Below are 22907 nucleotides of genomic sequence, written 5' to 3' on the forward strand. Positions count from 1 at the left end.
GACCCAAGAGCATCCGCATATTATGCATAAACGCCGTGGGCGCGCCAAATGATTCGGCGGCTCGTGCATACTTCGCGCCCATGACCCTGATCGCGCTAAACAAACCCTACCAGACCATGAGCCAGTTCTCAGCGCACCCCTCGCGCGCGACGTTGGCTGACTGTGTCGATGTGCCTGGCGTCTATCCTGCCGGCCGGCTCGATGCCGAGAGCGAAGGCCTGCTGCTGCTCACCGACGATGGCGCGCTGCAGGCACGCATCGCCGATCCGCGACACAAGCTCGTCAAGACGTACCTCGCTCAGGTGGAAGGTGTTCCAGACGAGGCTGCGCTTGCCACCCTTCGCACCGGCGTGGACCTGGGAGATTTCAAGACGCTGCCAGCAAAGGCGCGCGTCGTCGATGAGCCGGCATGGTTGTGGGAGCGCCATCCTCCGATCCGCTATCGCGCAGCCATTCCCACTACGTGGATCGAGTTGTCGATCCGCGAAGGCAAGAACCGACAGGTGCGCCGCATGACTGCCGCGGTGGGGCTCCCCACGCTTCGACTCGTCCGCATATCTATTGGCAATCTGAAACTGCCGGAGCTGGGACTGATGCCCGGCCAATGGTGCGAAACAGATGTCTCGAGACTAGGACTTTCAAGCGGCAATCCGCATGTTTCGACTGCAAGACCTGAGCGCGCGCCCACATCGGGACCGGCAAGACGCAGTTACAAATTCAAGTAAATATGGCGTCAACGGCCAGCCTTGCCGCTTCGTTTTTTCGAGTGACACGTTCTACTACGCGTCGCACTCACCAAATGCTGGACACAAATTCTCGAGGTACTCGCAAATGAAAAAACTGATCGCTGCCCTGGTTGTTGGTCTGTTCGCTACCGGCGCTTTCGCCCAGGCTTCGGCTCCCGCCGCTGCTGATGCTGCTGCACCGGCCGCCAAGGAAGCCAAGCCCGCGAAGTCCACCAGCAAGAAGCATCACAGCAGCAAGAAGCATAGCTCGAAGAAGACTGAAGCTTCGGCTCCGGCTGCTCAGTAAGGCGGTTCGCGCGCGACTCGCCGGCATCGGTCCGGCGCTCACGCGAAGGGCAGGCACGTTTCGACGGCCTGCCTTTTTTATTGCGCGAACGACTGACGCACGCGCGCTGCGCTATGCTCTCGGCTGCAGTCGACCCTCTCACTTCCGATAACGCCATGCATCGCATGATCAAGACTCTGCTGGCCTCAGGCACCACGGTGCTGGCCACGCTCGCCCACGCACAAAGCGCGCTGCCCGTGATTCCGCTGACCGCTGGCATGTATGCCATCCAGGCGGAGGTGGCAGCCTCGCCCGAGGTGCGCGAACGCGGCCTGATGTTCCGCAAGAACATGCCAGCCAATGCCGGCATGTTGTTCGTGTTCGAGGATAAGGCCGGCCACTGTTTCTGGATGAAGAACACCGACCTGCCGCTGTCGATCGCCTTCCTGGCCGATGACGGCAGCATCGTGAACATCGAGGAAATGAAGCCGCAGACCGAGGACAATCACTGCCCGCGCGCGGCCGTGCGCTACGCGCTGGAAATGAACAAGGGCTGGTTTGCCCAGAAGGGCCTCAAGCCGGGCGCGAAGATCGGCGGACTGCCTCAGCCGAAGTAGCCTCAATAGCGCTGTAAGGCAGCCCGCGAGCTGGGTGGTTGCGGGCTGCGACGCGCTTAATCGCGGAAGTTGTTGAAGTCGAGGGGCGCCTCGTTGGCGTCCTTGCGCAGCATGGCGATTACCGCCTGCAGATCGTCGCGCTTGGTGCCCGATACGCGCACCGCATCGCCCTGGATGCTGCCCTGGACCTTGATCTTGCTGTCCTTGATCATACGCACGATCTTCTTGGCCAGATCGCCGGTCACGCCCTTCTTGATCGTGATGACCTGCTTGACCTTGTCGCCGCTGATCTTCTCGACCTTGCCGTAGTCCAGGAAGCGCACGTCCACGTTGCGCTTGGCCATCTTGTTGATCAGGACGTCCTTGACCTGATCCAGCTTGAAATCGTCATCGGCAAAGGCGGTCAGCTCACCCTCCTTCTGCTCGACCCGGGCATCGGAACCCTTGAAGTCGAAACGCGTGGAGATTTCCTTGTTGGCCTGCTCCACGGCGTTCTTCACTTCGACCATATTGGCTTCACACACTACGTCAAACGACGGCATTTCAATTCTCCTGGTATTGCATGGCCGCTGGCACTAAGCGGCGGCCGGTCCGTAACGGTTACGTATAATCGGGCCTGCCTCTCAGTCCGGGGAGGCCATTTCGCCGCTTCGGCGCCCGCTTTTCCCGTCCTTGCATGGCAGATTTCCTCGAATTCTATCCCCTGCGCACCCACAATACATTCGGGTTCGATGCGCGCGCGCGCCTAGCCGTCCATATTCGCAACGAATCGGACCTAGTTTCGGCCCTGTCCGACCATCGGATCGGCAATCTGCCCATCGTCGTGCTCGGTGGCGGCAGCAATGTGGTACTGACCGGCGATCTCGATGCATGTGTGCTGCTGATGGAGATCCCCGGGTACGACGTGGCGGAGGATGATGCCAGCTGGCTCGTCACGGCCGGCGCCGGGGAAACCTGGCACGGGCTGGTAAACCGCACGATCGACGAAGGGATGCCTGGCCTGGAAAACCTGGCGCTGATCCCGGGCACGGCCGGCGCCGCCCCGATCCAGAACATTGGCGCATACGGCGTGGAGTTGCGCGAACGTTTCGCCCGGCTACGTGCCTATGACCGGCAATCCGGCGACTTCGTCACGATCGACCTGGACACATGCGCGTTCGGCTACCGGGACAGCCTGTTCAAGCGCGAAGGCCGCGACCGCTACATCATCACGGCGGTCACACTGCGGCTGCCCAAGGCCTGGCAACCGGTACTGAACTACGGCGAGCTGACGCGTGAACTGGAAGGTGTGAGCACGCCCGATGCAGCGCAAGTCCGCGACGCGATCGTTGCGATCCGCTCGCGCAAGCTGCCGGATCCGGCAAAGATCGGCAACGCCGGGAGCTTCTTCAAGAATCCGGTCGTCGACGCCTCGCTGCGCAATGCCCTGCTGGCCGACCACCCTGCCCTCGTCAGCTATCCGCAACCCGATGGCAGCTACAAGCTGGCCGCAGGCTGGTTGATCGACCAGTGTGGATTCAAGGGTGTCGACGACGGCCCGGTGGGCGTCTACGGCAAGCAAGCACTGGTGCTGGTGCACCACGGCGGTGGAACTGGGGCGGCGCTGCTAGCGCTGGCTAACCGCATCGCAGACGCGGTGCAGGCGCACTTCGGGGTCCGGATCGAGCCGGAACCGGTGATTCTGTAGAGGGTGTCTTGCTCCCCTCTCCCACGTTGTGGAAGAGGGGTAAATTCTCGGTACGGCTTAACCGAAGTGGCAGACGTAATCCAGGGTCTCGGTCACTTCGATATCGAAGCTGCTGTTGCCCGGCACGTCAAACTGCTGACCAGCGCCATAGGTCTTCCACTCGTCCGAACCCGCCAGACGCACGCGGCAGACGCCGGCATTGATTTCCATGATTTCTGGCGCACCGGTGTTGAACGTCAGCGCGGCCGGGAAAATGACGCCGAGCGTCTTGCGGGTGCCGTCGGCAAAGGTCACCGTATGGCTAACGCACTTGCCATCGAAATACAGGTTGGCCTTCTTGACCACGGATACGTTGTCGAACTGGCTCATCTCAATCTCCTCGAGTCTTCGGGTTTCATTAAATCGGTGGGCGTAAAAAAGGGAGCCTGGACGGCCCCCTTTGATCAGCTCCGGCAGGCGCTTAGTAGCGGCCGCAGAGCAGGTATTCCATCAGCGCCTTCTGCACGTGCAGACGGTTCTCGGCTTCTTCCCACACCACGCTACGCGGGCCGTCGATCACCGCCGCTTCCACTTCCTCGCCACGGTGCGCGGGCAGGCAGTGCATGAACAGGGCGTCGTCCGCGGCGCGATCCATCATCGCGGTCGTCACCATCCAATCCTTGAATGCACGCTTGCGCGCATCGTTCTCGGCCTCGAAGCCCATGCTGGTCCACACATCGGTGGTGACCAGATGCGCGCCCTGGCAGGCGTCGAGCGGATTATCGAACACCTTCACGCGCGATGCGGCCCAGTCCGGCACCATCGCCGGATCGAGCTGATAGCCCGGAGGCGCCGAGAAATGGAACGTGAAATCAAGGCGCTCGGCGGCCTGGATCCAGGTGTAGGCCATGTTGTTGGCATCGCCGATCCACGCCACGGTCTTGCCGGCGATGGTGCCGCGCTGTTCGATGTACGTGAACACGTCGGCCAGTACCTGGCACGGGTGGTATTCGTTGGTGAGCCCGTTGATCACCGGCACGCGCGAGTGCTTGGCGAAGCGGTCGATGATTTCCTGTCCGAACGTGCGGATCATGATGATGTCGACCATGCGCGAGATCACCTGGGCGGCATCCTCGATCGGCTCGCCACGGCCCAGTTGCGAATCGCGGGTGTTCAGGAACACCGCGTGACCGCCGAGCTGGTGGATGCCGGCTTCGAACGACAGGCGCGTGCGCGTGGAATTCTTCTCGAAGATCATGGCCAGCGTGCGGTCATGCAACGGGTGCCACGTTTCGTAGTTCTTGAACTTCGCCTTGAGGATCCGCGCGCGGTCCAGCAGGTACTCGTACTCGTCGGCACTGAGATCGCTGAACTGGAGGTAATGCTTGATCGGGGTTGGGCTCATAAAACAAATAAGGCGGCTCGGTTTGGACACGTGGCCCGGACGCCAGACCGGGCGATCCTTCAGGGCCAGAGCGTGTCGCGGAGCCGCCTTTCGCGTCGCTTACGCAATGTAATTGCAAGAATCATAAGGGATTATTCCTGCTTTGGCGAGCCCGGAGCGCCCGCCGGCGGCACGCGCCCGGGCCGCCATTGACAGGTTTCCGACAGGATTTCCCGCTATGCGCAACTCTTATATAAGATATAATACTCGCTGATTCACGCGGGGCCCGGCATACCCATGCCACCGCCCGCCGCCGGCATCAAAAGTGCCCCCGCCGACACCACCGCCCTGCTGCTCCAGCCCGGAGAGCGAGAACCTTCGCGCTCCGGATGCGTCAAACGGGCGCCCGTTGAAGCGGGTTTACCGTCGAGTCACCAAGCAGATCCCCGCAGTCCCATGACGACCCCCCAAGTTCGCGAATATTTCATCCAAGGTGTGACCAAGGAAGGCAAGACCTTCCGCCCGAGCGACTGGGCTGAGCGACTGTGCGGGGTGATGGCGCAATTTCGCCCCGAGGGCGACACCGGCGACCCTCGCCTGACCTACTCACCGTATGTGCGACCGATGATCGTGGCCGGGGTCAAGAACGTGGTGGTGGACACCCGGCTGCGGGATATCGAGCCCAAGGCGCTCGACTTCGTCCTGAACTTCGCGCGCGACAACAACCTCCAGGTCGTCGAAGCCTGCTCGGTCGGCGACTAAGCGACGGGGTCACGGGTCGCGACAAGCGCGGCCCGGACAGTGCCATCAGGCAAACCTAATAGGAAGCAAGAGGAAGGAAGGCGGATCCGAAGCCGGGATCAGAAGCCGAAAACAAAAAAAGCTCGTCGCAATGACGAGCTTTTTTGTACCACAGGGTCACCGGAGTGACCCAGGCAGCTATCAGGCAGCCATGGCCTTGATGGCGGCCGACAGGCGCGACTTGTGACGTGCAGCCTTGTTCTTGTGCACGATCTTCTTGTCGGCGATGCTGTCGATCACGACTTGCGACTGCTTGTAGATCTCAGCAGCAGCGGCCTTGTCACCAGCGTCGATAGCCTTGCGAACAGCCTTGACGGCGGTACGCAGGCGCGAGCGCAGGCTGGAGTTGTGGGCGTTCGCGGCGACGGCTTGGCGCGCGCGCTTGCGAGCTTGTGCGGAATTTGCCATGTATCTCTTCCTGAATTCAGAATGCGCGCCCGGGGCGACGCAACAAAATGGGACGCAACAATTAAGTCACATCTGCGACCCGGGATGTTCGGACAAACGAATCCGGAACGCGACTGTCCTTGCGAATCGGCGATTATACACACATCGCAACAGGACAGGCAAGAACAACCCGTACCTGTCGCGCTACGCCCGCCCCTGCCCCGCCGTACGGGGGCAAGTCACGGTCGATCCGCAAGGCTGCATCCGTATAATACCCGCCACATGAGCAGTCGCAGCCGCGCAGGAAGCGTGGTGTCGCGGCAACTTTACGGCCGGCCGAGCGTCTCAAACCCGTTTGCCGCCCCGGCGCAGACCGCACGCCGGCCTCACGCTTCCCCGAATTCTCATCTTGAACCTGCTCAAAGCGCTTGCCACCATCAGCAGCCTGACGATGCTCTCCCGCATCACCGGTCTGGTGCGCGAAATCCTGATCGCCCGTGCCTTTGGCGCCTCGGACATGACCGACGCCTTCAATGTGGCGTTCCGCATTCCCAACCTGCTGCGCCGCATTTTTGCCGAAGGCGCGTTCTCGCAGGCCTTCGTGCCGATCCTGAACGAGTACCACGGCAAGCGCGGCCATGACGAGACCATGAGCCTGGTCGATGCCGTGGCCACGGTGATGACCTGGGTGCTGGCCGCAGTATCGCTGCTCGGGGTGATCGGCGCGCCAATCGTCATGACCGTGGTCGCCACCGGCTTCCGTGGCGACTCCGAAACCTACAACGCCGCCGTCTTCATGACGCGCGTGATGTTCCCGTACATTGGCCTGATCTCGATGGTGGCCCTGGCCTCGGGCATCCTGAACACCTGGCGCAACTTCGCCGTGCCGGCGTTCACGCCCGTCCTGCTGAACCTCTGCCTGATCGTGGCCGCCCTGTTCGTGGGCCCGCACATGAGCCAGCCGATCTACGCGCAGGCGTGGGGCGTGCTGGTCGGCGGCGTGCTGCAACTGGTGATCCAGGTACCCGCGATGCGCAAGCTCGGCGTGATGCCGCGTGTGTCGCTCAACCTGCGCGCCGCCTGGGCAAACCCTGGCGTGCGCCGCGTGATCACGCAAATGCTGCCGGCGCTGCTGGCCGTATCGGTGGCGCAGATCAGCCTGATCATCAATACCAATATCGCGTCGCGACTCGGAGCCGGCGCGGTGTCGTACATCACCTATGCCGATCGGCTGATGGAATTCCCCACCGCGCTGCTGGGCGTCGCGCTCGGCACGATCCTGCTGCCGAGCCTGTCTCGGGCAAGCGCCGAGGACAATCGCGAGGAATACTCTGGCCTGCTCGACTGGGGCCTGCGCCTGACGTTCCTGCTGGCGCTGCCGTGCGCGGCCGGACTGATGCTGTTCGGCACGCCGATCACGTCCGTGCTGTTCCACTATGGCCGGTTCGACGCCCATGCGGTCGAGATGACGCAGCAGGCATTGACCACCTACGGCGTCGGGCTGCTTGCGCTGATTCTGATCAAGATCCTGACGCCGGGCTTCTACGCCCGCCAGGACATCCGGACGCCGGTCAAGATCGCCATTCTCGTGCTGATCATCACGCAGGCATCCAACTATGTGTTCGTGCCGATGCTCCAGCACGCGGGCCTGCCGCTGTCGATCAGCTTTGGCGCCACGGTGAACGCCCTGCTGCTGTTCTATGGCCTGCGCCGCCGCGGCTACTACCACCCGGCGCCGGGCTGGGGCCTGTTCCTGCTGCGACTGGTGGCCGCGATGCTGATCCTGTCGGGCGTGCTGCTCTGGTTCGCACGCAACTTCGACTGGATCGCGCTGGGCGCCACCCCGGGGTTGCGCATCGCGCTGATGGGCGCCTGCCTGGTACTTGCGGCGACGGTCTACTTCGGTACACTGTGGCTCATGGGCCTGCGCTACTCCTCCTTCCGGCGCCGCGCGGGCTAGTCAGGAACCCGCCATGACCTCCACGAAAGTCCTGGACTACTTCGCCAGCCTCGTGGCCGACGACGACGCGATCCCGCTCACCGAGACCGCGCTGGCGATCGCCCAGGACGCCTATCCTGACCTGGACCTGCAAGCCGAACTGGCAGCCCTGGATGTTCTGGCCCTGCGTCTGAAGCGCCGGATCGCGGAGGGAACAGCGGCCATCCAGCGCCTGCGCCTGCTCAATCATTTCTTCTATCGCGATCTCGGCTTCGGCCCCAACGCGAACGACTACTACGATCCGGACAATTCGTACCTGAACATGGTGCTCAAGCAGCGCCGGGGTATTCCGATCTCGCTGGCCATCCTCTACATGGAACTCGGCCAACAGATCGGCCTGCCGCTCAAGGGTGTTGCCTTCCCCAGCCACTTTCTGGTTCGCATGACGATTCCGGCGGGCGAGGTCGTGCTCGACCCGCTGACTGGCGAGACGCTTTCGAAGGAACAGTTGCAGGAAATGCTCGACCCCTATCTCGAGCACGAGGGGATCACTAATTCGAGCGAAGTGCCGCTCGGCCTGTTTCTGCAAACGGCCAGCCATCGCGAGATCATCGCGCGGATGCTACGCAACTTGAAGGCGATCTATTTGCAGGAGTCACGCTGGCAGCGGCTGCTGGCGGTGCAGAACCGCCTGGTGATCCTGCTGCCGGACTCGATCGAGGAAGTACGCGACCGGGGGCTGGCGTATGCCAACCTGGAATGCTTCCGCCCGGCACTGGAGGATCTGGAAGCCTATGTCCAGGCCCGCCCGGATGCGGCCGACTCCACGCAGATTCGCGATCGGATGCCAGCCTTGCGGATGATGAGCCGCAGCCTCAACTAACGGCTGCTGGCCCATCCGGCCCTGCTGCGCTCAGGAAGCGCGCGTATCGCGCGCCTTGCCGCGCACCAACTTCCACAACCCGCCGAGCACCAGTGGCACCACGGCCGCGCCGATACCAGCCAGCACGATCAGGTTCAGGTATTGCTTGATGAACGGCAGGTTGCCGAAGAAGTAGCCGGCGAATACCAGGCCGAACACCCAGATCACCGCGCCGATCACATTGAACAGCTGGAATCGCGCGAACGTCATCTGCGACACGCCGGCCACGAACGGCGCGAACGTGCGCACGATCGGGATGAAACGTGCCATCACCAGCGTCTTGCCGCCATGCTTCTCGTAGAACATGTGCGTCTTGAGCAGCGCCTTCTGGTCCAGGAATCGCCACTGGTGATCGAATACCTTCGGCCCGATCCAGCTACCGACCATGTAGTTGACCGTATTGCCGGTCACCGCCGCCAACAGCAGCAGCCCCGCCAGCACCCATTCGTTCATCGCGCCCGTCGCGCACATCGCGCCGGCAATGAACAGCAGCGAGTCACCCGGCAGGAAGGGCAGCACCACCAGCCCCGTCTCGGCAAAGACGATCGCAAACAGGATGCCGTAGACCCAGACGCCATAGTCCTGGACGAACTGTCCGAGGAATTTGTCGACATGGAGAACCATGTCGAGCAGTTGCAATGCGGTATCCAAATTTGTCCCCATTCAATGAAGGTCCACATCATACAAGAGCGCCCGGTTTGATCCGTCACCTGGCGCCCGGAAAAGTGCCCGGACTGTGCCGAATTCGTGTCCTCGCGCACGTATAATCGCCCACATGCCTGCCGAAGCCGACCGTACCCATCCTCGCACCGCCCAACCCAACCGCCCCATTCGCCCGCTGCCGGACCAGCTGATCAGCCAGATCGCCGCCGGTGAAGTGGTGGAACGGCCCGCGTCGGTCGTCAAGGAACTGCTCGAGAACGCACTCGACGCCGGCGCCACGCAACTGGGTATCCGGCTCGAGGAAGGCGGCGTGAGACGCATCGTCATCACCGACAACGGCTGCGGCATCCCCGCCGACGAACTGCCCGTCGCGCTGATGCGCCACGCCACCAGCAAGATCGCCTCGCTGGACGAACTCGAATCGGTCCTGACACTGGGCTTCCGCGGCGAGGCGCTGGCCTCGATTGCCTCGGTCTCCCATCTCGTGCTGACCAGCCGCACGGCCACCGCCACGCACGCCACCCAGATCAGCGCGGACACCGGCCATCTGCAACCCGCTTCAGGCGGAGTTGGCACGATGATCGACGTGCAGCACCTGTACTTCAACACGCCAGCCCGTAGAAAGTTCCTGAAATCGGAACAAACCGAGCTGGGGCATTGCCTGGAGATGATCCGCCGCGCCGCGCTGGCACGGCCCGACGTCACGATTTCGGTGCATCACAACGGCAAGCCGCTGGAGCACTGGAATGCCGGCGACGTGGCCACGCGCACGGCGCAGGTGCTCGGCAGCGACTTCGCACGCGCCCGCCTGCCGCTCGACGAACAGGCCGACGCGCTGCACCTCTATGGCTTTGCCGGGCTACCCACTGCATCGCGAGGCCGGCCTGACCAGCAGTATTTCTTCGTCAATGGCCGTTTCGTGCGCGACAAGCTGCTCAACCATGCCGTGCGCAGCGCCTATCAGGACGTGCTGCATGGGGACCGATTCCCATCGTATGTGATCTGCCTGGACCTGCCGCCCGAACTGGTCGACGTGAACGTTCACCCGTCCAAGATCGAGGTTCGCTTCCGCGAATCGCGTGCGGTGCACCAGTTCGTCTATCACGCAGTGCAGCGATGCCTTGCACGCCAGGCCGGCGAGCAAGGCGACAGCCTGCATTCGGAGATCGCCGATGAGGCAGGACGGCCTTCGATGCCTGCGGCCCGCCCAGTCGGCGCGCCGGGTGCGCCGGGAGCCGCGCCGCAGTGGGTCAATTATTCGGCAGGCCGCCAGACCGAGCTTGGTATCGCACAGCCGCGCCAAGCCTATCTGGGCATGGTCCGCGACGCCGCCGGGCAAGGTAGCGCGCGGCCCTGGCAACCGTCGCCGCAGCCGCCCGCATGGCTGGCCGACGCACAGGCGGCACGCGCAGACGAACCGCCGGGCCTGCTCGACCGATTACCGCAGCAACCGCTGCAGCCTTCCACCCTGCCCGCGGCAGGCGAAGGCGACGATGATCATCCGCTCGGTTACGCAGTGGCGCAGTTGCACGGCATCTATGTGCTAGCGCAGAACGCTCGCGGGCTGGTGCTGGTCGATATGCACGCGGCGCACGAGCGCATCCTGTACGAACAGATCAAGACCGCCCTTGAGGCGCGCGAACTGGCGGTGCAGCCGCTACTGATTCCGGTCACGCTGCCGGCCAGTCCGGTGGAAATCGGCGCGGCCGAAGAACACCAGGAAACGCTGCAACTGCTCGGCTTCGACATCAAGCCCGTATCCCCCACGACGCTCGCCGTGCGCGCGATTCCCGCGCTGCTCAAGCAGGCCGATACCGAAGCCTTGGCACGCGACGTGCTGCGCGACCTGCAGGCCTACGGAGGCTCGCGCGTGCTGGCCGAGCGCCAGAATGAATTGCTGGCCACGTTGGCTTGCCACAGCGCCGTGCGCGCCAATCGCAAGCTGACCGTAGAAGAGATGAACGCCCTGCTGCGCCAGATGGAGCAGACCGAACGCGCCGACCAGTGCAACCACGGCCGCCCGACATGGGTGCAGTTGACAGTTGCGGAACTCGACCGCCTGTTCCTCCGCGGCCAGTAATCTCCCCAGCTTCAAGATGTCCGCACAGTCCCACCCGCCCGTCGTCTGCCTGCTCGGCCCCACCGCATCGGGCAAGACGGCGGCCGCGCTCGAACTGGCCGCACGCACGCCGGTCGAGATCATCAGCCTCGATTCAGCGCTGGTCTATCGCGAGATGGACATCGGCACGGCCAAGCCCACGCACGAGGAACTGGCCAGCGTGCCGCATCACCTGATCGACATCATCGATCCGCTCGAAAGCTATTCGGCGGCGCAGTTCGTGACCGACGCCGAGCGGCTGATCGGCGAGATCCGCGCACGCGGCCGCACGCCGCTGATCGTTGGCGGCACGATGCTCTATTACAAGGCGCTGACGCAGGGGCTCAACGACCTGCCTCAGGCCGATGCCACGGTGCGCGCGGAGCTCGACGCGCTGGCGGCCGAGCGCGGCTGGCCGGCGCTTCATGCGATGCTGGCCGAGGTCGACCCCATCACGGCTGCGCGGCTCGCGCCCAACGATGCCCAGCGCATCCAGCGCGCGCTGGAAATTCATCGCCTCAGCGGTCAGCCGATGTCCGCGCTGCTGGCACGGCAAGCCGACGCCCGCACCTTCACTGGCGCGGCCGACGCACGCTACCGCGTGATCGCCCTGGAGCCGTCGGACCGCGCCGTGCTGCACGCGCGCATTGCCGACCGCTACGACGCGATGCTCAAGGGCGGGTTGATCGAGGAAGTGGAGCGGCTGCGCGCGCGCGGCGACCTGCACCTGGGTCTGCCGTCAATCCGCTGCGTGGGCTATCGCCAGGTGTGGGAATACCTCGATGGCGACTGCGACTTCGCCACGATGCGTGAGCGCGGCATCGCCGCCACGCGCCAGCTATGCAAGCGACAGCTGACCTGGTTGCGCAGCACCCCGGAGCGCATTGGCATCGACTGCCTGGCGCCGGACTACGTTGCAAGGGTTGCCGACGCGGCGGGGTGGTGACGGCGTGCGGAGTGGACGATAATCGTCGCTCAAACCTTTTTGGCCTGCTTGCCGCCCGCCCCAGATGACCACGTTCACCATCCGCCCCGCCGCCCCCGCCGATAGCGAGACCCTGTACAACCTGATTTCGGCGCTGGCCGAATACGAGAAGCTCACGCATCTGGTGGAAGCCACGCCGCAGAAGCTCTGCGATGCGCTGTTCGGCGCGCATCCGGGCGCCGAGGCCGTGATTCTCGAAGTGGATACGGAAAGCGGCAAGCTGCCGGTCGGCTTCGCGCTTTTCTTCCACAACTTCTCGACATTCCTGGCCAAGCCGGGGCTCTACCTGGAAGACCTGTTCGTCGACCCGGCATGGCGCGGGCACGGGCTGGGCAAGGCCCTGCTCAAGCACTTGGCGGCGCTGGCCGTGGAGCGCGGCTGCGGCCGCTTCGAATGGTCGGTGCTCGACTGGAACCAGCCGTCGATCGATTTCTACCGCGCGATGGGTGCCGACGTGATGCCGGACTGGCGCATCTGCCGCGTGACGGGCGATGCGCTGACGAAGCTGGGTGCGTGATCCCTGACGCCCAGAAAACAAAAAACCCGGCCTCTCGGCCGGGCTTTTTGTTGATACGTCAGCAAGGCTGATCAGACCACCACGGTCTGCGCCTGGCCTTCGGCACGCTCGCGGATCTCACCGATCTGCCACACGGCCTCGCCGGCCGCCTGCAGGTGGCGGATGGCGCGTTCAGCGTCTTCCTTCGCCACGATCACGACCATGCCGATACCGCAGTTGAACACGCGGTGCATTTCGGCGTCGGCCACGCGGCCTTCGGCCTGCAGCCACTGGAACAGCGGCGGCAGCGTCCAGGCGTCGCGCTGGATCACGGCGGTGACGTTGTCGGCCAGCACGCGCGGCACGTTCTCGGTCAGGCCGCCACCAGTGATGTGGGCCATGCCCTTGACCGGCAGCGTTTCGATCAGCGACAGCAGCGGCTTCACGTAGATGCGCGTCGGCGCCATGATGGCGTCCTGCAGGCGCTGGCCGTGGAAGTCCGCGTCCAGGTTCGGGCGGGCCACGTCGATGATCTTGCGCACCAGCGAGTAGCCGTTCGAATGCGCGCCCGACGAAGCCAGGCCCAGCACCACGTCACCCGGGGTGATCGTGCTGCCATCGATGATCTTCTTCTTTTCCACGGCGCCGACCGCGAAACCGGCCAGGTCGTATTCGCCGTCCGGGTACATGCTCGGCATTTCAGCGGTTTCGCCGCCGATCAGCGCGCAGCCAGCCAGTTCGCAGCCGTGGGCGATGCCCTTGATCACGGTGGCCGCGGTTTCCACATCCAGCTTGCCGCAGGCAAAGTAGTCGAGGAAGAACAGCGGCTCGGCACCCTGCACGAGGATGTCGTTGACGCTCATTGCCACCAGATCCTGGCCCACCGTGTCATGGCGGTTGAGCTGGAACGCCAGCTTGAGCTTGGTGCCCACGCCGTCGGTGCCAGAAACCAGGACCGGTTCCTGGTACTTCTTCGACAGCTCGAACAGCGCGCCGAAACCGCCGATGCCGGCCATCACGCCTTCGCGCATGGTGCGCTTGGCAAACGGCTTGATCCGGTCAACCAGCGCGTCGCCGGCTTCGATGTCAACACCGGCATCGCGGTAGGAAAGGCCTGCCTGGCCGGCGGTCGGGGATGCGCTCATGAGAACCTGCTTGTCTTTGAGGAGGTGAAGTGTGGATTCCGGCGCTCGGCTGACGCGCTTTTCGCCAAATCTGGCGTAGAAGGCGGGCTCGAGTCCAGTAAAATCGCAATTTTAACGGATACAGGCTCCCGGCGACCAGCTATCGCGGTCACTCTCCGTCAGCCGCAGAATCGGGCAAGTAACGCATTCGTCATGTCACCGCGTCAAAAGCAGCTCTCGCTCGAACTGGGCAGCCCGCCGCCGTCCACATTCGAGAATTTCTTCGTGGCCGCCAATCGCGAGTCCGTGCAGCGCCTGCGCGAACTGCCTGGCCTTGTCGCGCGCGAGCAGGCCACGGACCGCCTGATCTACCTGTGGGGCGAGATCGGCTCCGGCCGCACGCACCTGCTGCATGCCGTATGCGACGCCGCGCTGCACACCGGCCTGAATTGCCGGTACCTGAGCCCGCACCACGCCCTGTCCGACTTCATGTTCGATCCGTCGTGCCAGATTTATACGGTCGACGACGTCGAATTGCTCGACGAAGCCCGCCAGATCGCGGTGTTCTCACTGTACAACGAGGTCCGCGCCCATGTGCGGTGCGCGCTCGTGGTGGCCGGGGGCCTGGCGCCGCGGGCCATGCCGGTACGTGAAGATTTGCGCACCCGGCTCGGCTGGGGCCTGGTATACCAGGTGGAATCGCTCTCGGACGAGGACAAGATGGCCGCGCTCCTGCAAGCCGCACGCGAGCGTGGCCTGCAGTTGTCGCCCGAAATCCCGCACTGGCTCGTCACACGCCATTACCGTGACATGCCCAGCCTGATGGCGCTGCTGGACGCACTCGACACCTACTCACTCGAACGCAAACGCGCGGTGACGCTGCCGCTGCTGCGGGAAATGTTCGCCGAATTCCGGGAGTAACCGACGCCCCGCCGGCCTGACTGGCACGAAATCCGCCCGGTCCGGGCTCAGGACACCGCCGGGCTGGCAAGGCCGGCTCCCGGCCCCGACTGCCTGTTGCACTCTCATGTAAAATCGCCGCCCATGAATCTGGCACTGTTTGACCTCGACCACACCCTGATCCCCACCGATAGCGACCATGAGTGGGGCCGCTTCCTAGTTCGCATGGGCGTCGTCGACGAGGAATCGTATCGTCGCAAGAACGATGAGTTCTATAGCCAATACAAGGCTGGCACGCTCGACATCGGGGCATTCCTGCGCTTCGCGCTGGCCCCGCTGGCCGCCAATCCGCGCGACCGCCTGGATCAATGGCGTGTGCGCTTCATGCACGAGGTAATCGAACCCGTCATCACGCCGCAGGCCCGCGCGCTGGTCTACAAGCACCTGGAAGCCGGCGACCTGTGCGCGGTGGTGACTGCCACCAACAGCTTCGTGACGGCCCCGATCGCCCAGGCATTCGGGATCAAGCACCTGATCGCCACCGAGCCTGAGACCATCGACGGCAAGCCGGAAAGCGCCTTCACCGGTGAAGTATTCGGCGTGCCGAGCTTCCGGGAAGGCAAGATCACCCGCGTGGAAAGCTGGCTGAAGGGCCTGGGCGCCCGCTGGGACGACTTCGGCTCGACGACGTTCTACAGCGACTCGGCCAACGACCTGCCCCTGCTCGAGAAAGTCAGCGAGCCGGTGGCCGCCAACCCGGACGATCGCCTGCGCACCCATGCAGCCTCGGCCGGCTGGCGCATCATGGATCTGTTCTGAAGTGATCAAAAAGCTCATCAACCGGCTGCTTGGCAAGCCGGGGCCCAAGCAGCGCCGCACTGGACGCGCCCATGCGGCGCGCGTCGTCGGCGTTGACGAACACCGAATCGACCCGGCGCTGATCTCGCGCAACGCGGTCAAGGTGACCTCCACCCTGCAGCAGGCCGGCTACCAGGCCTTCATCGTGGGTGGCGCCGTGCGCGACCTGCTGCTCGGCATCAAGCCGAAGGACTTCGACGTGGCAACCAATGCCACGCCCGAGCAGGTGCAAGCGCTGTTCCGCCGCTCACGCATCATCGGCCGGCGCTTCCAGATCGTGCACGTCACGTTCTACGGCGGCCGCGAGCAGGAGATCATTGAAGTCTCGACCTTCCGCGCGCTGGTCGATGCCGTCGCCAGCGAGACGCTGCCCGAAGGCCGCCGCCTCAAGCGCGCGGAACTCGACAGCAAGACCCACGCGATCGACGCCAGCGGCCGCGTGCTGCGCGACAACGTCTGGGGCACGCAGGCCGAGGATGCGGAACGCCGCGACTTCACGATCAACGCGATGTACTACGATCCGGCCGCGCAGACCGTGCATGACTACCATCACGGCATGGAAGACATCCGCGCGCGCACGCTGCGCATGATCGGCGACCCGGTCACGCGCTATCGCGAGGACCCCGTGCGCATGTTGCGCGTGGTGCGTTTTGCGGCCAAGACGGGCTTTTCGATCGACGACCACACCCGCGAGCCGATCGTCGGTCTGGCCTCGCTGATCCACAATGTGCCCAGCGCGCGCCTGTTCGACGAAATGCTCAAGCTGCTGATGTCCGGCCATGCGTGGGCCTCGCTGCAGGAACTGCGCAAGGCGGGCCTGCACAAGGGCCTGCTGCCGCTGCTGGACGTCGCGCTGGAACAACCGATGGGCCAGCGCTTCGTGCAACTCGCCCTCGACAACACCGACCGCCGCGTGCAGGCCGGCAAGCCGGTTTCTCCGGGCTTCCTGTTCGCATCGCTGCTCTGGCACCACGTGCTGCAGCGCTGGAACAAGCTGCGCGAGCAAGGCGAGCACCCGATCGCCGCGCTCAACACCGCGATGGATCAGGTGCTGGAAAAGCAGACCGGCCAGCTTGCCATCCAGCGCCGCTTTGTCACCGACATGCGCGATATCTGGGGAATGCAGCCGCGTTTCGAGAAGCGCGTTGGCCGCATGCCGTTCCGCCTGCTGGAATCGCCGCGCTTCCGCGCCGGCTACGATTTCCTGCAACTGCGCTGCGAAGCCGGGGAACAGGCGGCCGAACTGGGCCAGTGGTGGACCGACTTCCAGAACGCGCCCCCCGATGAGCGCGAAGCGATGATCGAGGCCGCGCGCCCGGCCCGTTCCAGGGGTGGCAAGGGTGGCCAGGGCGGCCAGGGTGGACAGAGCGGCGCAAACGAACCGGAAGCTGGCGAAGGCGTGGAAGGTGCGGAAGGCGATGCGCCGGCCCGCAAACGGCGTCGCCGACGCGGTCCGCGGAAATCAGATAAAGTGTCTTCCCGCAGCGAGGCGGATTCGGCAGAAGGAGGTCAGGCCGTCGCACAATCCCGCCGCGCCCAGCCGGAGGAATAACATGACGCTCGCCTTCATCGGCATCGGCGCCAATCTTGGTGATGCACGCCAGGCAGTAAAAGACGCCATCGTGTGCCTGGCCCAGCAGGTCGGCATTACGGTGGTCGCCAAGTCGTCGTTCTATCGCACCGCACCAGTCGACGCCACGGGCGCGGACTACTTCAATGCGGTGGTGAAGATCGAGACGCCGTTCACGGCAGCGCAGCTCCTGCGTATCTGCCACCACATCGAAGACCAGTTCGGCCGGGAACGGCCGTTCCGGAACGCACCGCGCACGCTCGACCTGGATCTGCTGCTGTTCGGCGCGGAGTCGATCAATACCGAAGCGCTGACCGTTCCGCATCCGCGCATCACCGAGCGTGCGTTCGTGCTGGTGCCGCTGGTCGAGCTCGATCCCGCGATCGAGATTCCCGGAGTTGGCCCCGCGGCCGGTTTCCTGCCGGACGTGCAAGAACAGCGCATCGAGAAGTTTTCCTCATGCAAATGCTCGCGCATGAAGGAAGGCGACGGCGCGCGGCCATGAGCGCGCCACGCCGCGGCTGACACATGCTCGATCATCTGCGTCGTATTGTCATCGAAGGCCCGGTCGGCTCCGGCAAGGCCGCGCTGGCCCAACGCCTGGCGCGCCATCTCCAGGCGGCCGAACTCCCCGATGGCGCGCGCAACAACCCCTTCCTCGAACGCTTCTACCGCGAACCACAGCGCTATGCGCTGGCGATGCAGCTCGCCTGCCTGAACCAGCGCGTGACCCAGCTCCAGCAGTGGCATTCGGCGATGCTGGCCGGCCAGCGCATGATCGGCAACTTCCTGTTTGCGCGCGACCGTGTCTACGCTTCGCTGACACTCGAAGCTGACGAACTCGCGCTCTACGACGCGCTGGCGGCACGCCTGCAAGCGCCAGCGCAGCGCGTGGATCTGGTCATCATGCTGCAGGCCACGCCCTCGCTGCTGCGTGAGCGAATCGCGCGGCGCGGCCTGCCCGGCGAGAGCGGTATCGACGAGCAATATCTGCAGCGGCTCACCGATGCCTATGGCGAGTTGTTCCACCGCTACGACGAAGCCCCGGTGCTGATCGTCGATACCGCACATTTCAACCCGGTAGACAACGACGTCGATTTCCGTACACTACTGTCGCGCATCGAGAACATGCGAGGCCGCAGGGCCTTTCTGAATCTCGTAGCGTCCTGAGTCGTCCCGACGCGTCTGTCGAGCCGTTTCCACACGTGAAGCGGCTTTCGCCAGGCAGCACAACACACGAAAAAGACAGCGGTCGACCCTGGCCATCCGATGCACGGGTCCGAACCGATCAACCACGGGTACTGCCATGAGTTACCTCCTCGATCCCTCCCGCAAGACCGTCACCATCCCCAAACTGCAGGCCATGCGTGAAGCCGGCGAAAAGATCGCCATGCTCACCGCCTACGATTCCAGCTTCTCCGCGCTGCTCGATCTCTGCGGCGTGGAAGTGATCCTGGTCGGCGATTCGCTCGGCAACGTGATGCAGGGCCAGCAGACCACGCTGCCCGTCACGCTCGAGCACATGGTCTATCACACCGAATGCGTGTCGCGCGGCAACCAGACCGCGCTGCTCGTATCCGACCTGCCGTTCGGCACGTATCCCACCCCCGAGAAGGCCTTCGAAAGCGCCGCCGCGCTGATGCGTGCTGGCGCGCAGATGGTCAAGCTCGAAGGCGGAGACTGGCTGGCGCCGACGGTGAAGTTCCTGGTCGAGCGCAGCATTCCGGTATGCGCGCACATCGGGCTGACACCGCAATCGGTACACGCGCTCGGCGGCTTCAAGGTGCAGGGCAAGACCGACGAGAGCGCCGCGCAGCTGAAGCGTGACGCGCTGGCGCTGCAGCAAGCCGGCGCGCAGCTGATCGTCATGGAGGCCGTGCCGGCCAAGCTCGCCGCCGAAGTGACGGCGCAACTCTCCATCCCGACCATCGGTATCGGCGCTGGTGTCGATTGCTCGGGCCAGGTGCTGGTGCTGCAGGACATGATCAACATCTACCCGGGCCGCAAGGCCAAGTTCGTACGCAACTTCATGCAGGGACAGCCCTCGATCGAAGCGGCGATCCGCGCCTATGTGGCTGCTGTGAAGGACGGCAGCTTCCCGGCCGTCGAGCACACGTTCTCGGCCTGAACCCCGCGTGGAGATCGGCGCCGCCACGCTCGAAGCATTCCGCCTGCTGGCCAGCGGCAACGGCGCCTTATGGTTCATTGTCTGGACTTCGCTGATGGTGGCCGGGCTGGGACTGGCACTGGCCACGGTGCCGGCCATCGGCGCGGCCTACCTGATCGCCACGCAGCAATTTCCTGGCCGGCGCGCCGTCGTGGTCGTCGCCCAGGCATTTCTCTCGTTCCCGACCGTGCTGGTCGGCCTGATTCTCTACCTGCTGTTCACGCGCCAGGGGCCGCTGGGCGGCTTCTCGCTGTTGTTCACGCCCGCGGGCATGGTGATCGGCCAGGCCGTGATCGCCTTCCCCGTCATCCTGGCGTTCGCGCTATCCACGCTGCAGTCGGCCGATCCACGTCTGCGTGAGACAGCGTGGGTGCTCGGCGCAGGACGCTGGCAGACCTGCATGACCGTGCTGCGCGAGCTGCGTTTCGGCCTGATGGCCGCAGTGGTCGCGGGTTTCGGCCGCGTGATTGCCGAGGTCGGTTCGGCGCTGATGATTGGCGGCAATATCGAAGGCACCACACGCACGATCACCACGGCCATCGCGCTGGAAACGAGCAAGGGCGAGTTCGCCGAAGGCATCGCATTGGGCATCGTGCTCGTGGCACTGGCGCTGATCGTCAATGTGCTGATGGCCTGGTTGCAGGGCGCCGGAGGTTTTCGCCGATGAGGACGCGGACACCTGCCCCGCTGCTGACGGTGCGAGGATTGTCGCGGCGCGTCGGCGCACGCAAGTTGTTCGACATCGCCGAACTGGATTTCCCGCGCGCGACGGCCATCGCGCTGACCGGTGTCAACGGTGCGGGCAAGTCGACGCTGCTGCGGATAGTGGCCGGGCTCGAGCCGGCGCCCGGCGCGACCGCAAGCTGGACCGATGCGGATGGCACCGCGCACACCGTGCCGCTTTCGCCGTTGCCAATGTCGCTACGCCGTCGCATCGCCTACATGCATCAGCATCCATACCTGTTTCGCACCTCAGTGCGCGAGAACATCGCCTATGGCCTGCGTCACCACGGCCTGCCACGCGACGAGATTGATCGGCGGGTGGGCGCGGCGCTGGGCTGGGCCGGCGTGGTGCACGTTCAGGACACTGCGCCCGACAAGCTATCCGGTGGAGAAATCCAGCGTGTGGCACTGGCGCGCGCGAAGGTGCTGGAGCCCGATCTGCTGCTGCTCGACGAGCCGACGTCAAGCCTCGATGGTCACGCGCGCGAACAGGTCATCGCACTGATCGGCGAACTGGCCGCCGAAGGGCGAACCGTCGTAATGGTCTGTCACGACCGCGAGCTGATCAACCTGCCCGGCGTGGTGCGCTGGAAGCTCGGCGAAGGCCGGCTTGATACGCGACACAAGTAGTCGCTGCGGCAGACACCCTAGACACGTTGCTCAGATCAGGCGCGCGCGCAGCGTGCCGCGCAATGCGTTGGCGATAACGATGGCTTCGGCGCGTTGCACCATGTCACGCGTCACGGTGGCTTCCTGCACCGGTCCGTCGATCAATGCGTCCCCTTCTTCGAGCACCACGGCACGCATCACGCCCGGCAGGATGTCCGCCGAGAGTGGCGGTGTCATCCAATGACCATCTACCTTGATGAACACCGAACTGCGGCCGCCTTCGAGCAGTTCGTCGCACGTGTTGAAGAACAGGCTATCGAACCCGCCTGCCCGCTCCGCGGCCTGCCATCCCTGATCGAACACGGCGCGCGCGCTGAGCTTGTGCCGGCGCAGCGGATCGTGAACGGGCAGGCATGTCGGTGCGATTTCGAGCCCCACGACGCCATGCGCGAGCGGAGCCAATGCCCCGCTGGCAAATACCAGCGTGCCGCGCTGGTCCACACTCACGCGCAGGCGCCAGTCGCCATCGCCCAGTCGCGCGGCTTCAGCCAGCACCGCCGCGCGGGCTTCAGGCAAGTCCAGCGCGAAGCCGAACGCCGCCGACGAGTTCGCTAGTCGCTGCAAATGGCGCTCGCGATGTAGCACTGCGCCATCGCGCGCATGCATGGTCTCGAACAACGTGAAGCCGGGGTCATGACCGATCAGGAACCGCGCTTTCCATCCGCATTCGGCGTACTCATCGTCGGCCACGCTGTCGTGCACGATGCCACCGCCCACGCCCATCTCGGCCGCGCGCAGACCATCGGCCCCGGGCGGCGCCAGCACCAGCGTGCGGATTGCCACAGACATGCCGAAGGCGCCGACGCCTATGACCTCCGTAGTCTTATGCGATGTCGCATCGAGCCAACCGATCGCGCCCGTGTACAACCCACGTGGCGACGTCTCGAGCTCGGCGATGATCTGCATCGTGCGCCGCTTGGGCGCGCCGGTAATCGAGCCGCACGGGAACAGCGCGGCCATCAACGCACCGAACGACGTACCCGGGCGCGCGGTCGCGGTGACTGTCGACGTCATTTGCAACACGCGACCGAACGGTTCGACGACGAAGCGCTCGGGCACCGCCACGCTCCCGGGGATCGCCACGCGACCGAGGTCGTTGCGCAGCAGGTCGACGATCATCACGTTCTCGGCGCGGTTCTTGGCATCGGTGGCCAGTCGTTTCGCGGCGCGCGCATCCTGTTCGGCATCCCCTGAGCGCGGCGCGGTGCCCTTCATTGGACGTGCGACGAGATGTCCGTGGCCATCGTGCTCGACGAACAGTTCGGGCGATAGCGACAGCACCCAACCGCCACCGGGCAGATGCGCAAGCACGCCGAACGGCACCGGCTGTGCCGCGCGCAACGCCGCATAGAACGCCATCGGATCGCCAAACACGCGACAGCGTAGTCGTTGCGTGAAGTTAACCTGATAGGTATCGCCCGCCTCGATGTAATCGTGGATACGCGCGATCGCTTCGGTGTATTGCGTCCGCGTGGTGCTGGCCGTCACGTCGAGCGCGCCCGTCGGGCCTGGTTGTGCGCCTGCGGCTAGCCACTGCGCCACACCTTCCGTATCGAGCCGGCGCAACGTGCGAAACCACAGCACGCGCAGGGCGCCGTCGTGAAACGGCAGCGCATCGCCAACGTGCACGGGTGCGCCAACGATCGCACCACCGAATTCGTAGGGCGCAAAGAACGTGGCGTGCAACCCGTCCCGCCAACCGCTGGCCAGCAGCGTGTCAAGCGCCGATACGTCGGCACCGGCCGCCAGCACGTCCTCCCGGACGAAATCGGTATAGAGGCGCGAAGCCGTCACGCCAGAGCCGGCTGTGGCGTCGTCGAGCAGAACGAAGGGGGGCGAAGGGATGGGTACCACGAAGACTGGATGCGAAAACGCTGCAGTCGGCATTATCGCTGCGTTGGGCATAAAAAAACCGGCCACGCTGGAC

Annotated in this window: 25 protein-coding genes; 18 read left to right on the forward strand and 7 right to left on the reverse strand. The window is 64.6% G+C overall.

Annotated features, from left to right (window positions below; genetic code table 11):
* Window positions 1–80: 80 nt before the first annotated feature.
* From WD006_RS20495 to WD006_RS20505, 3 genes are all read left to right on the forward strand, one after another.
* A complete protein-coding gene (locus tag WD006_RS20495) occupies window positions 81–725 on the forward strand; it encodes a pseudouridine synthase (protein ID WP_060784843.1) in 645 nt (214 codons plus the stop codon).
* Between the two features lie 106 nt (window positions 726–831).
* On the forward strand, window positions 832–1032 hold the full coding sequence (locus WD006_RS20500; RefSeq protein WP_008644951.1) for a hypothetical protein: 201 nt from the start codon (window positions 832–834) through the stop codon (window positions 1030–1032).
* Window positions 1033–1187: 155 nt separating this feature from the next.
* A complete protein-coding gene (locus tag WD006_RS20505; protein WP_060784842.1) occupies window positions 1188–1628 on the forward strand; it encodes a DUF192 domain-containing protein in 441 nt (146 codons plus the stop codon).
* A gap of 56 nt (window positions 1629–1684) precedes the next feature.
* Here WD006_RS20505 and WD006_RS20510 read toward each other — a convergent pair whose 3' ends face one another.
* Window positions 1685–2170 (reverse strand): YajQ family cyclic di-GMP-binding protein, encoded by a 486-nt coding sequence (locus tag WD006_RS20510; protein ID WP_011517448.1) that lies wholly within the window; start codon window positions 2168–2170, stop codon window positions 1685–1687.
* A gap of 134 nt (window positions 2171–2304) precedes the next feature.
* Between WD006_RS20510 and murB the strand changes: the two genes are divergently transcribed.
* Window positions 2305–3315 (forward strand): UDP-N-acetylmuramate dehydrogenase, encoded by a 1011-nt coding sequence (gene murB, locus WD006_RS20515; RefSeq protein ID WP_060784841.1) that lies wholly within the window; start codon window positions 2305–2307, stop codon window positions 3313–3315.
* Window positions 3316–3372: 57 nt separating this feature from the next.
* On the opposite strand, the gene WD006_RS20520 is transcribed toward murB, so the two are convergent.
* Together WD006_RS20520 and argF are read right to left on the reverse strand one after the other, a co-directional pair.
* Window positions 3373–3684: a pyrimidine/purine nucleoside phosphorylase gene (locus WD006_RS20520; protein WP_008644958.1), complete on the reverse strand. Its 312-nt coding sequence runs from the start codon at window positions 3682–3684 to the stop codon at window positions 3373–3375.
* 91 nt (window positions 3685–3775) lie between these two features.
* Window positions 3776–4699 carry an ornithine carbamoyltransferase gene (gene argF, locus WD006_RS20525; protein WP_011517450.1) on the reverse strand — a complete coding sequence of 308 codons (924 nt, stop codon included), beginning with the start codon at window positions 4697–4699 and terminating at the stop codon, window positions 3776–3778.
* A gap of 435 nt (window positions 4700–5134) precedes the next feature.
* Between argF and WD006_RS20530 the strand changes: the two genes are divergently transcribed.
* Window positions 5135–5440, forward strand: coding sequence for a DUF3579 domain-containing protein (locus WD006_RS20530; protein ID WP_029307183.1), 306 nt, complete (start codon window positions 5135–5137; stop codon window positions 5438–5440).
* Window positions 5441–5620: 180 nt separating this feature from the next.
* Here the strand turns inward: WD006_RS20530 and rpsT are convergent, their stop codons facing one another.
* Complete coding sequence (gene rpsT / locus WD006_RS20535) at window positions 5621–5887, reverse strand: 30S ribosomal protein S20 (protein ID WP_008644962.1); 267 nt, start codon at window positions 5885–5887, stop codon at window positions 5621–5623.
* A gap of 388 nt (window positions 5888–6275) precedes the next feature.
* On the opposite strand from rpsT, the gene murJ reads away from it, so the two are divergent.
* Both murJ and WD006_RS20545 read left to right on the forward strand, forming a co-directional pair.
* Window positions 6276–7826, forward strand: a complete 1551-nt coding sequence (gene murJ, locus WD006_RS20540) for a murein biosynthesis integral membrane protein MurJ (RefSeq protein ID WP_060784840.1) — start codon at window positions 6276–6278, stop codon at window positions 7824–7826.
* A 13-nt stretch (window positions 7827–7839) separates the two neighbouring features.
* Window positions 7840–8688 (forward strand): SirB1 family protein, encoded by an 849-nt coding sequence (locus WD006_RS20545; RefSeq protein WP_060784839.1) that lies wholly within the window; start codon window positions 7840–7842, stop codon window positions 8686–8688.
* Window positions 8689–8718: 30 nt separating this feature from the next.
* Here the strand turns inward: WD006_RS20545 and WD006_RS20550 are convergent, their stop codons facing one another.
* Window positions 8719–9366: a VTT domain-containing protein gene (locus WD006_RS20550; RefSeq protein WP_029310040.1), complete on the reverse strand. Its 648-nt coding sequence runs from the start codon at window positions 9364–9366 to the stop codon at window positions 8719–8721.
* Between the two features lie 136 nt (window positions 9367–9502).
* On the opposite strand from WD006_RS20550, the gene mutL reads away from it, so the two are divergent.
* The 3 genes from mutL (at window position 9503) to WD006_RS20565 (ending at window position 12990) form a co-directional block, all read left to right on the forward strand.
* Window positions 9503–11470: a DNA mismatch repair endonuclease MutL gene (mutL, locus tag WD006_RS20555; RefSeq protein WP_011517455.1), complete on the forward strand. Its 1968-nt coding sequence runs from the start codon at window positions 9503–9505 to the stop codon at window positions 11468–11470.
* A gap of 16 nt (window positions 11471–11486) precedes the next feature.
* The gene (gene miaA / locus WD006_RS20560) at window positions 11487–12434 is read left to right on the forward strand and encodes a tRNA (adenosine(37)-N6)-dimethylallyltransferase MiaA (RefSeq protein ID WP_060784838.1); all 948 of its coding nucleotides are present in this window, start codon (window positions 11487–11489) and stop codon (window positions 12432–12434) included.
* 64 nt (window positions 12435–12498) lie between these two features.
* On the forward strand, window positions 12499–12990 hold the full coding sequence (locus tag WD006_RS20565) for a GNAT family N-acetyltransferase (protein ID WP_029307178.1): 492 nt from the start codon (window positions 12499–12501) through the stop codon (window positions 12988–12990).
* 71 nt (window positions 12991–13061) lie between these two features.
* Here WD006_RS20565 and purM read toward each other — a convergent pair whose 3' ends face one another.
* The gene (gene purM, locus WD006_RS20570) at window positions 13062–14114 is read right to left on the reverse strand and encodes a phosphoribosylformylglycinamidine cyclo-ligase (RefSeq protein ID WP_008641981.1); all 1053 of its coding nucleotides are present in this window, start codon (window positions 14112–14114) and stop codon (window positions 13062–13064) included.
* A gap of 192 nt (window positions 14115–14306) precedes the next feature.
* Between purM and hda the strand changes: the two genes are divergently transcribed.
* From hda to WD006_RS20610, 8 genes are all read left to right on the forward strand, one after another.
* Window positions 14307–15014: a DnaA regulatory inactivator Hda gene (gene hda, locus WD006_RS20575; RefSeq protein WP_011517458.1), complete on the forward strand. Its 708-nt coding sequence runs from the start codon at window positions 14307–14309 to the stop codon at window positions 15012–15014.
* Between the two features lie 123 nt (window positions 15015–15137).
* Window positions 15138–15812 carry an HAD family hydrolase gene (locus WD006_RS20580; protein ID WP_011517459.1) on the forward strand — a complete coding sequence of 225 codons (675 nt, stop codon included), beginning with the start codon at window positions 15138–15140 and terminating at the stop codon, window positions 15810–15812.
* 1 nt (window position 15813) lies between these two features.
* A complete protein-coding gene (gene pcnB, locus WD006_RS20585) occupies window positions 15814–17403 on the forward strand; it encodes a polynucleotide adenylyltransferase PcnB (RefSeq protein WP_011517460.1) in 1590 nt (529 codons plus the stop codon).
* Window position 17404: 1 nt separating this feature from the next.
* The gene (gene folK / locus WD006_RS20590; RefSeq protein ID WP_011517461.1) at window positions 17405–17926 is read left to right on the forward strand and encodes a 2-amino-4-hydroxy-6-hydroxymethyldihydropteridine diphosphokinase; all 522 of its coding nucleotides are present in this window, start codon (window positions 17405–17407) and stop codon (window positions 17924–17926) included.
* Between the two features lie 23 nt (window positions 17927–17949).
* Entirely contained in the window at window positions 17950–18591 is a 642-nt protein-coding gene (locus WD006_RS20595; protein WP_011517462.1) for a deoxynucleoside kinase, read from the forward strand.
* A 136-nt stretch (window positions 18592–18727) separates the two neighbouring features.
* The gene (panB, locus tag WD006_RS20600) at window positions 18728–19549 is read left to right on the forward strand and encodes a 3-methyl-2-oxobutanoate hydroxymethyltransferase (protein WP_060784837.1); all 822 of its coding nucleotides are present in this window, start codon (window positions 18728–18730) and stop codon (window positions 19547–19549) included.
* Window positions 19550–19556: 7 nt separating this feature from the next.
* The gene (locus WD006_RS20605) at window positions 19557–20255 is read left to right on the forward strand and encodes an ABC transporter permease (protein WP_011517464.1); all 699 of its coding nucleotides are present in this window, start codon (window positions 19557–19559) and stop codon (window positions 20253–20255) included.
* A complete protein-coding gene (locus WD006_RS20610; protein WP_011517465.1) occupies window positions 20252–20941 on the forward strand; it encodes an ABC transporter ATP-binding protein in 690 nt (229 codons plus the stop codon). The genes WD006_RS20605 and WD006_RS20610 overlap by 4 nt, the downstream gene beginning before the upstream one ends.
* A 30-nt stretch (window positions 20942–20971) precedes the next feature.
* Here WD006_RS20610 and pabB read toward each other — a convergent pair whose 3' ends face one another.
* Window positions 20972–22867 carry an aminodeoxychorismate synthase component I gene (gene pabB / locus WD006_RS20615; protein ID WP_060784879.1) on the reverse strand — a complete coding sequence of 632 codons (1896 nt, stop codon included), beginning with the start codon at window positions 22865–22867 and terminating at the stop codon, window positions 20972–20974.
* Window positions 22868–22907 lie beyond the last annotated feature (40 nt).

The organism is Cupriavidus sp. Met-2, from assembly GCF_049843575.1.
Taxonomy (GTDB): Bacteria; Pseudomonadota; Gammaproteobacteria; order Burkholderiales; family Burkholderiaceae; genus Cupriavidus; species Cupriavidus metallidurans.

Excerpts from the sequence above, each read along its gene's own strand:
- WD006_RS20495 (WP_060784843.1), top strand. The coding sequence starts at position 81 with ATGACCCTGATCGCGCTAAACAAACCCTACCAGACCATGAGCCAGTTC.
- WD006_RS20500 (WP_008644951.1), top strand. The coding sequence starts at position 832 with ATGAAAAAACTGATCGCTGCCCTGGTTGTTGGTCTGTTCGCTACCGGC.
- WD006_RS20505 (WP_060784842.1), top strand. The coding sequence starts at position 1,188 with ATGCATCGCATGATCAAGACTCTGCTGGCCTCAGGCACCACGGTGCTG.
- WD006_RS20510 (WP_011517448.1), bottom strand. The coding sequence starts at position 2,170 with ATGCCGTCGTTTGACGTAGTGTGTGAAGCCAATATGGTCGAAGTGAAG.
- murB (WP_060784841.1), top strand. The coding sequence starts at position 2,305 with ATGGCAGATTTCCTCGAATTCTATCCCCTGCGCACCCACAATACATTC.
- WD006_RS20520 (WP_008644958.1), bottom strand. The coding sequence starts at position 3,684 with ATGAGCCAGTTCGACAACGTATCCGTGGTCAAGAAGGCCAACCTGTAT.
- argF (WP_011517450.1), bottom strand. The coding sequence starts at position 4,699 with ATGAGCCCAACCCCGATCAAGCATTACCTCCAGTTCAGCGATCTCAGT.
- WD006_RS20530 (WP_029307183.1), top strand. The coding sequence starts at position 5,135 with ATGACGACCCCCCAAGTTCGCGAATATTTCATCCAAGGTGTGACCAAG.
- rpsT (WP_008644962.1), bottom strand. The coding sequence starts at position 5,887 with ATGGCAAATTCCGCACAAGCTCGCAAGCGCGCGCGCCAAGCCGTCGCC.
- WD006_RS20545 (WP_060784839.1), top strand. The coding sequence starts at position 7,840 with ATGACCTCCACGAAAGTCCTGGACTACTTCGCCAGCCTCGTGGCCGAC.
- mutL (WP_011517455.1), top strand. The coding sequence starts at position 9,503 with ATGCCTGCCGAAGCCGACCGTACCCATCCTCGCACCGCCCAACCCAAC.
- miaA (WP_060784838.1), top strand. The coding sequence starts at position 11,487 with ATGTCCGCACAGTCCCACCCGCCCGTCGTCTGCCTGCTCGGCCCCACC.
- WD006_RS20565 (WP_029307178.1), top strand. The coding sequence starts at position 12,499 with ATGACCACGTTCACCATCCGCCCCGCCGCCCCCGCCGATAGCGAGACC.
- purM (WP_008641981.1), bottom strand. The coding sequence starts at position 14,114 with ATGAGCGCATCCCCGACCGCCGGCCAGGCAGGCCTTTCCTACCGCGAT.
- hda (WP_011517458.1), top strand. The coding sequence starts at position 14,307 with ATGTCACCGCGTCAAAAGCAGCTCTCGCTCGAACTGGGCAGCCCGCCG.
- WD006_RS20580 (WP_011517459.1), top strand. The coding sequence starts at position 15,138 with ATGAATCTGGCACTGTTTGACCTCGACCACACCCTGATCCCCACCGAT.
- folK (WP_011517461.1), top strand. The coding sequence starts at position 17,405 with ATGACGCTCGCCTTCATCGGCATCGGCGCCAATCTTGGTGATGCACGC.
- WD006_RS20595 (WP_011517462.1), top strand. The coding sequence starts at position 17,950 with ATGCTCGATCATCTGCGTCGTATTGTCATCGAAGGCCCGGTCGGCTCC.
- panB (WP_060784837.1), top strand. The coding sequence starts at position 18,728 with ATGAGTTACCTCCTCGATCCCTCCCGCAAGACCGTCACCATCCCCAAA.
- WD006_RS20610 (WP_011517465.1), top strand. The coding sequence starts at position 20,252 with ATGAGGACGCGGACACCTGCCCCGCTGCTGACGGTGCGAGGATTGTCG.
- pabB (WP_060784879.1), bottom strand. The coding sequence starts at position 22,867 with ATGCCGACTGCAGCGTTTTCGCATCCAGTCTTCGTGGTACCCATCCCT.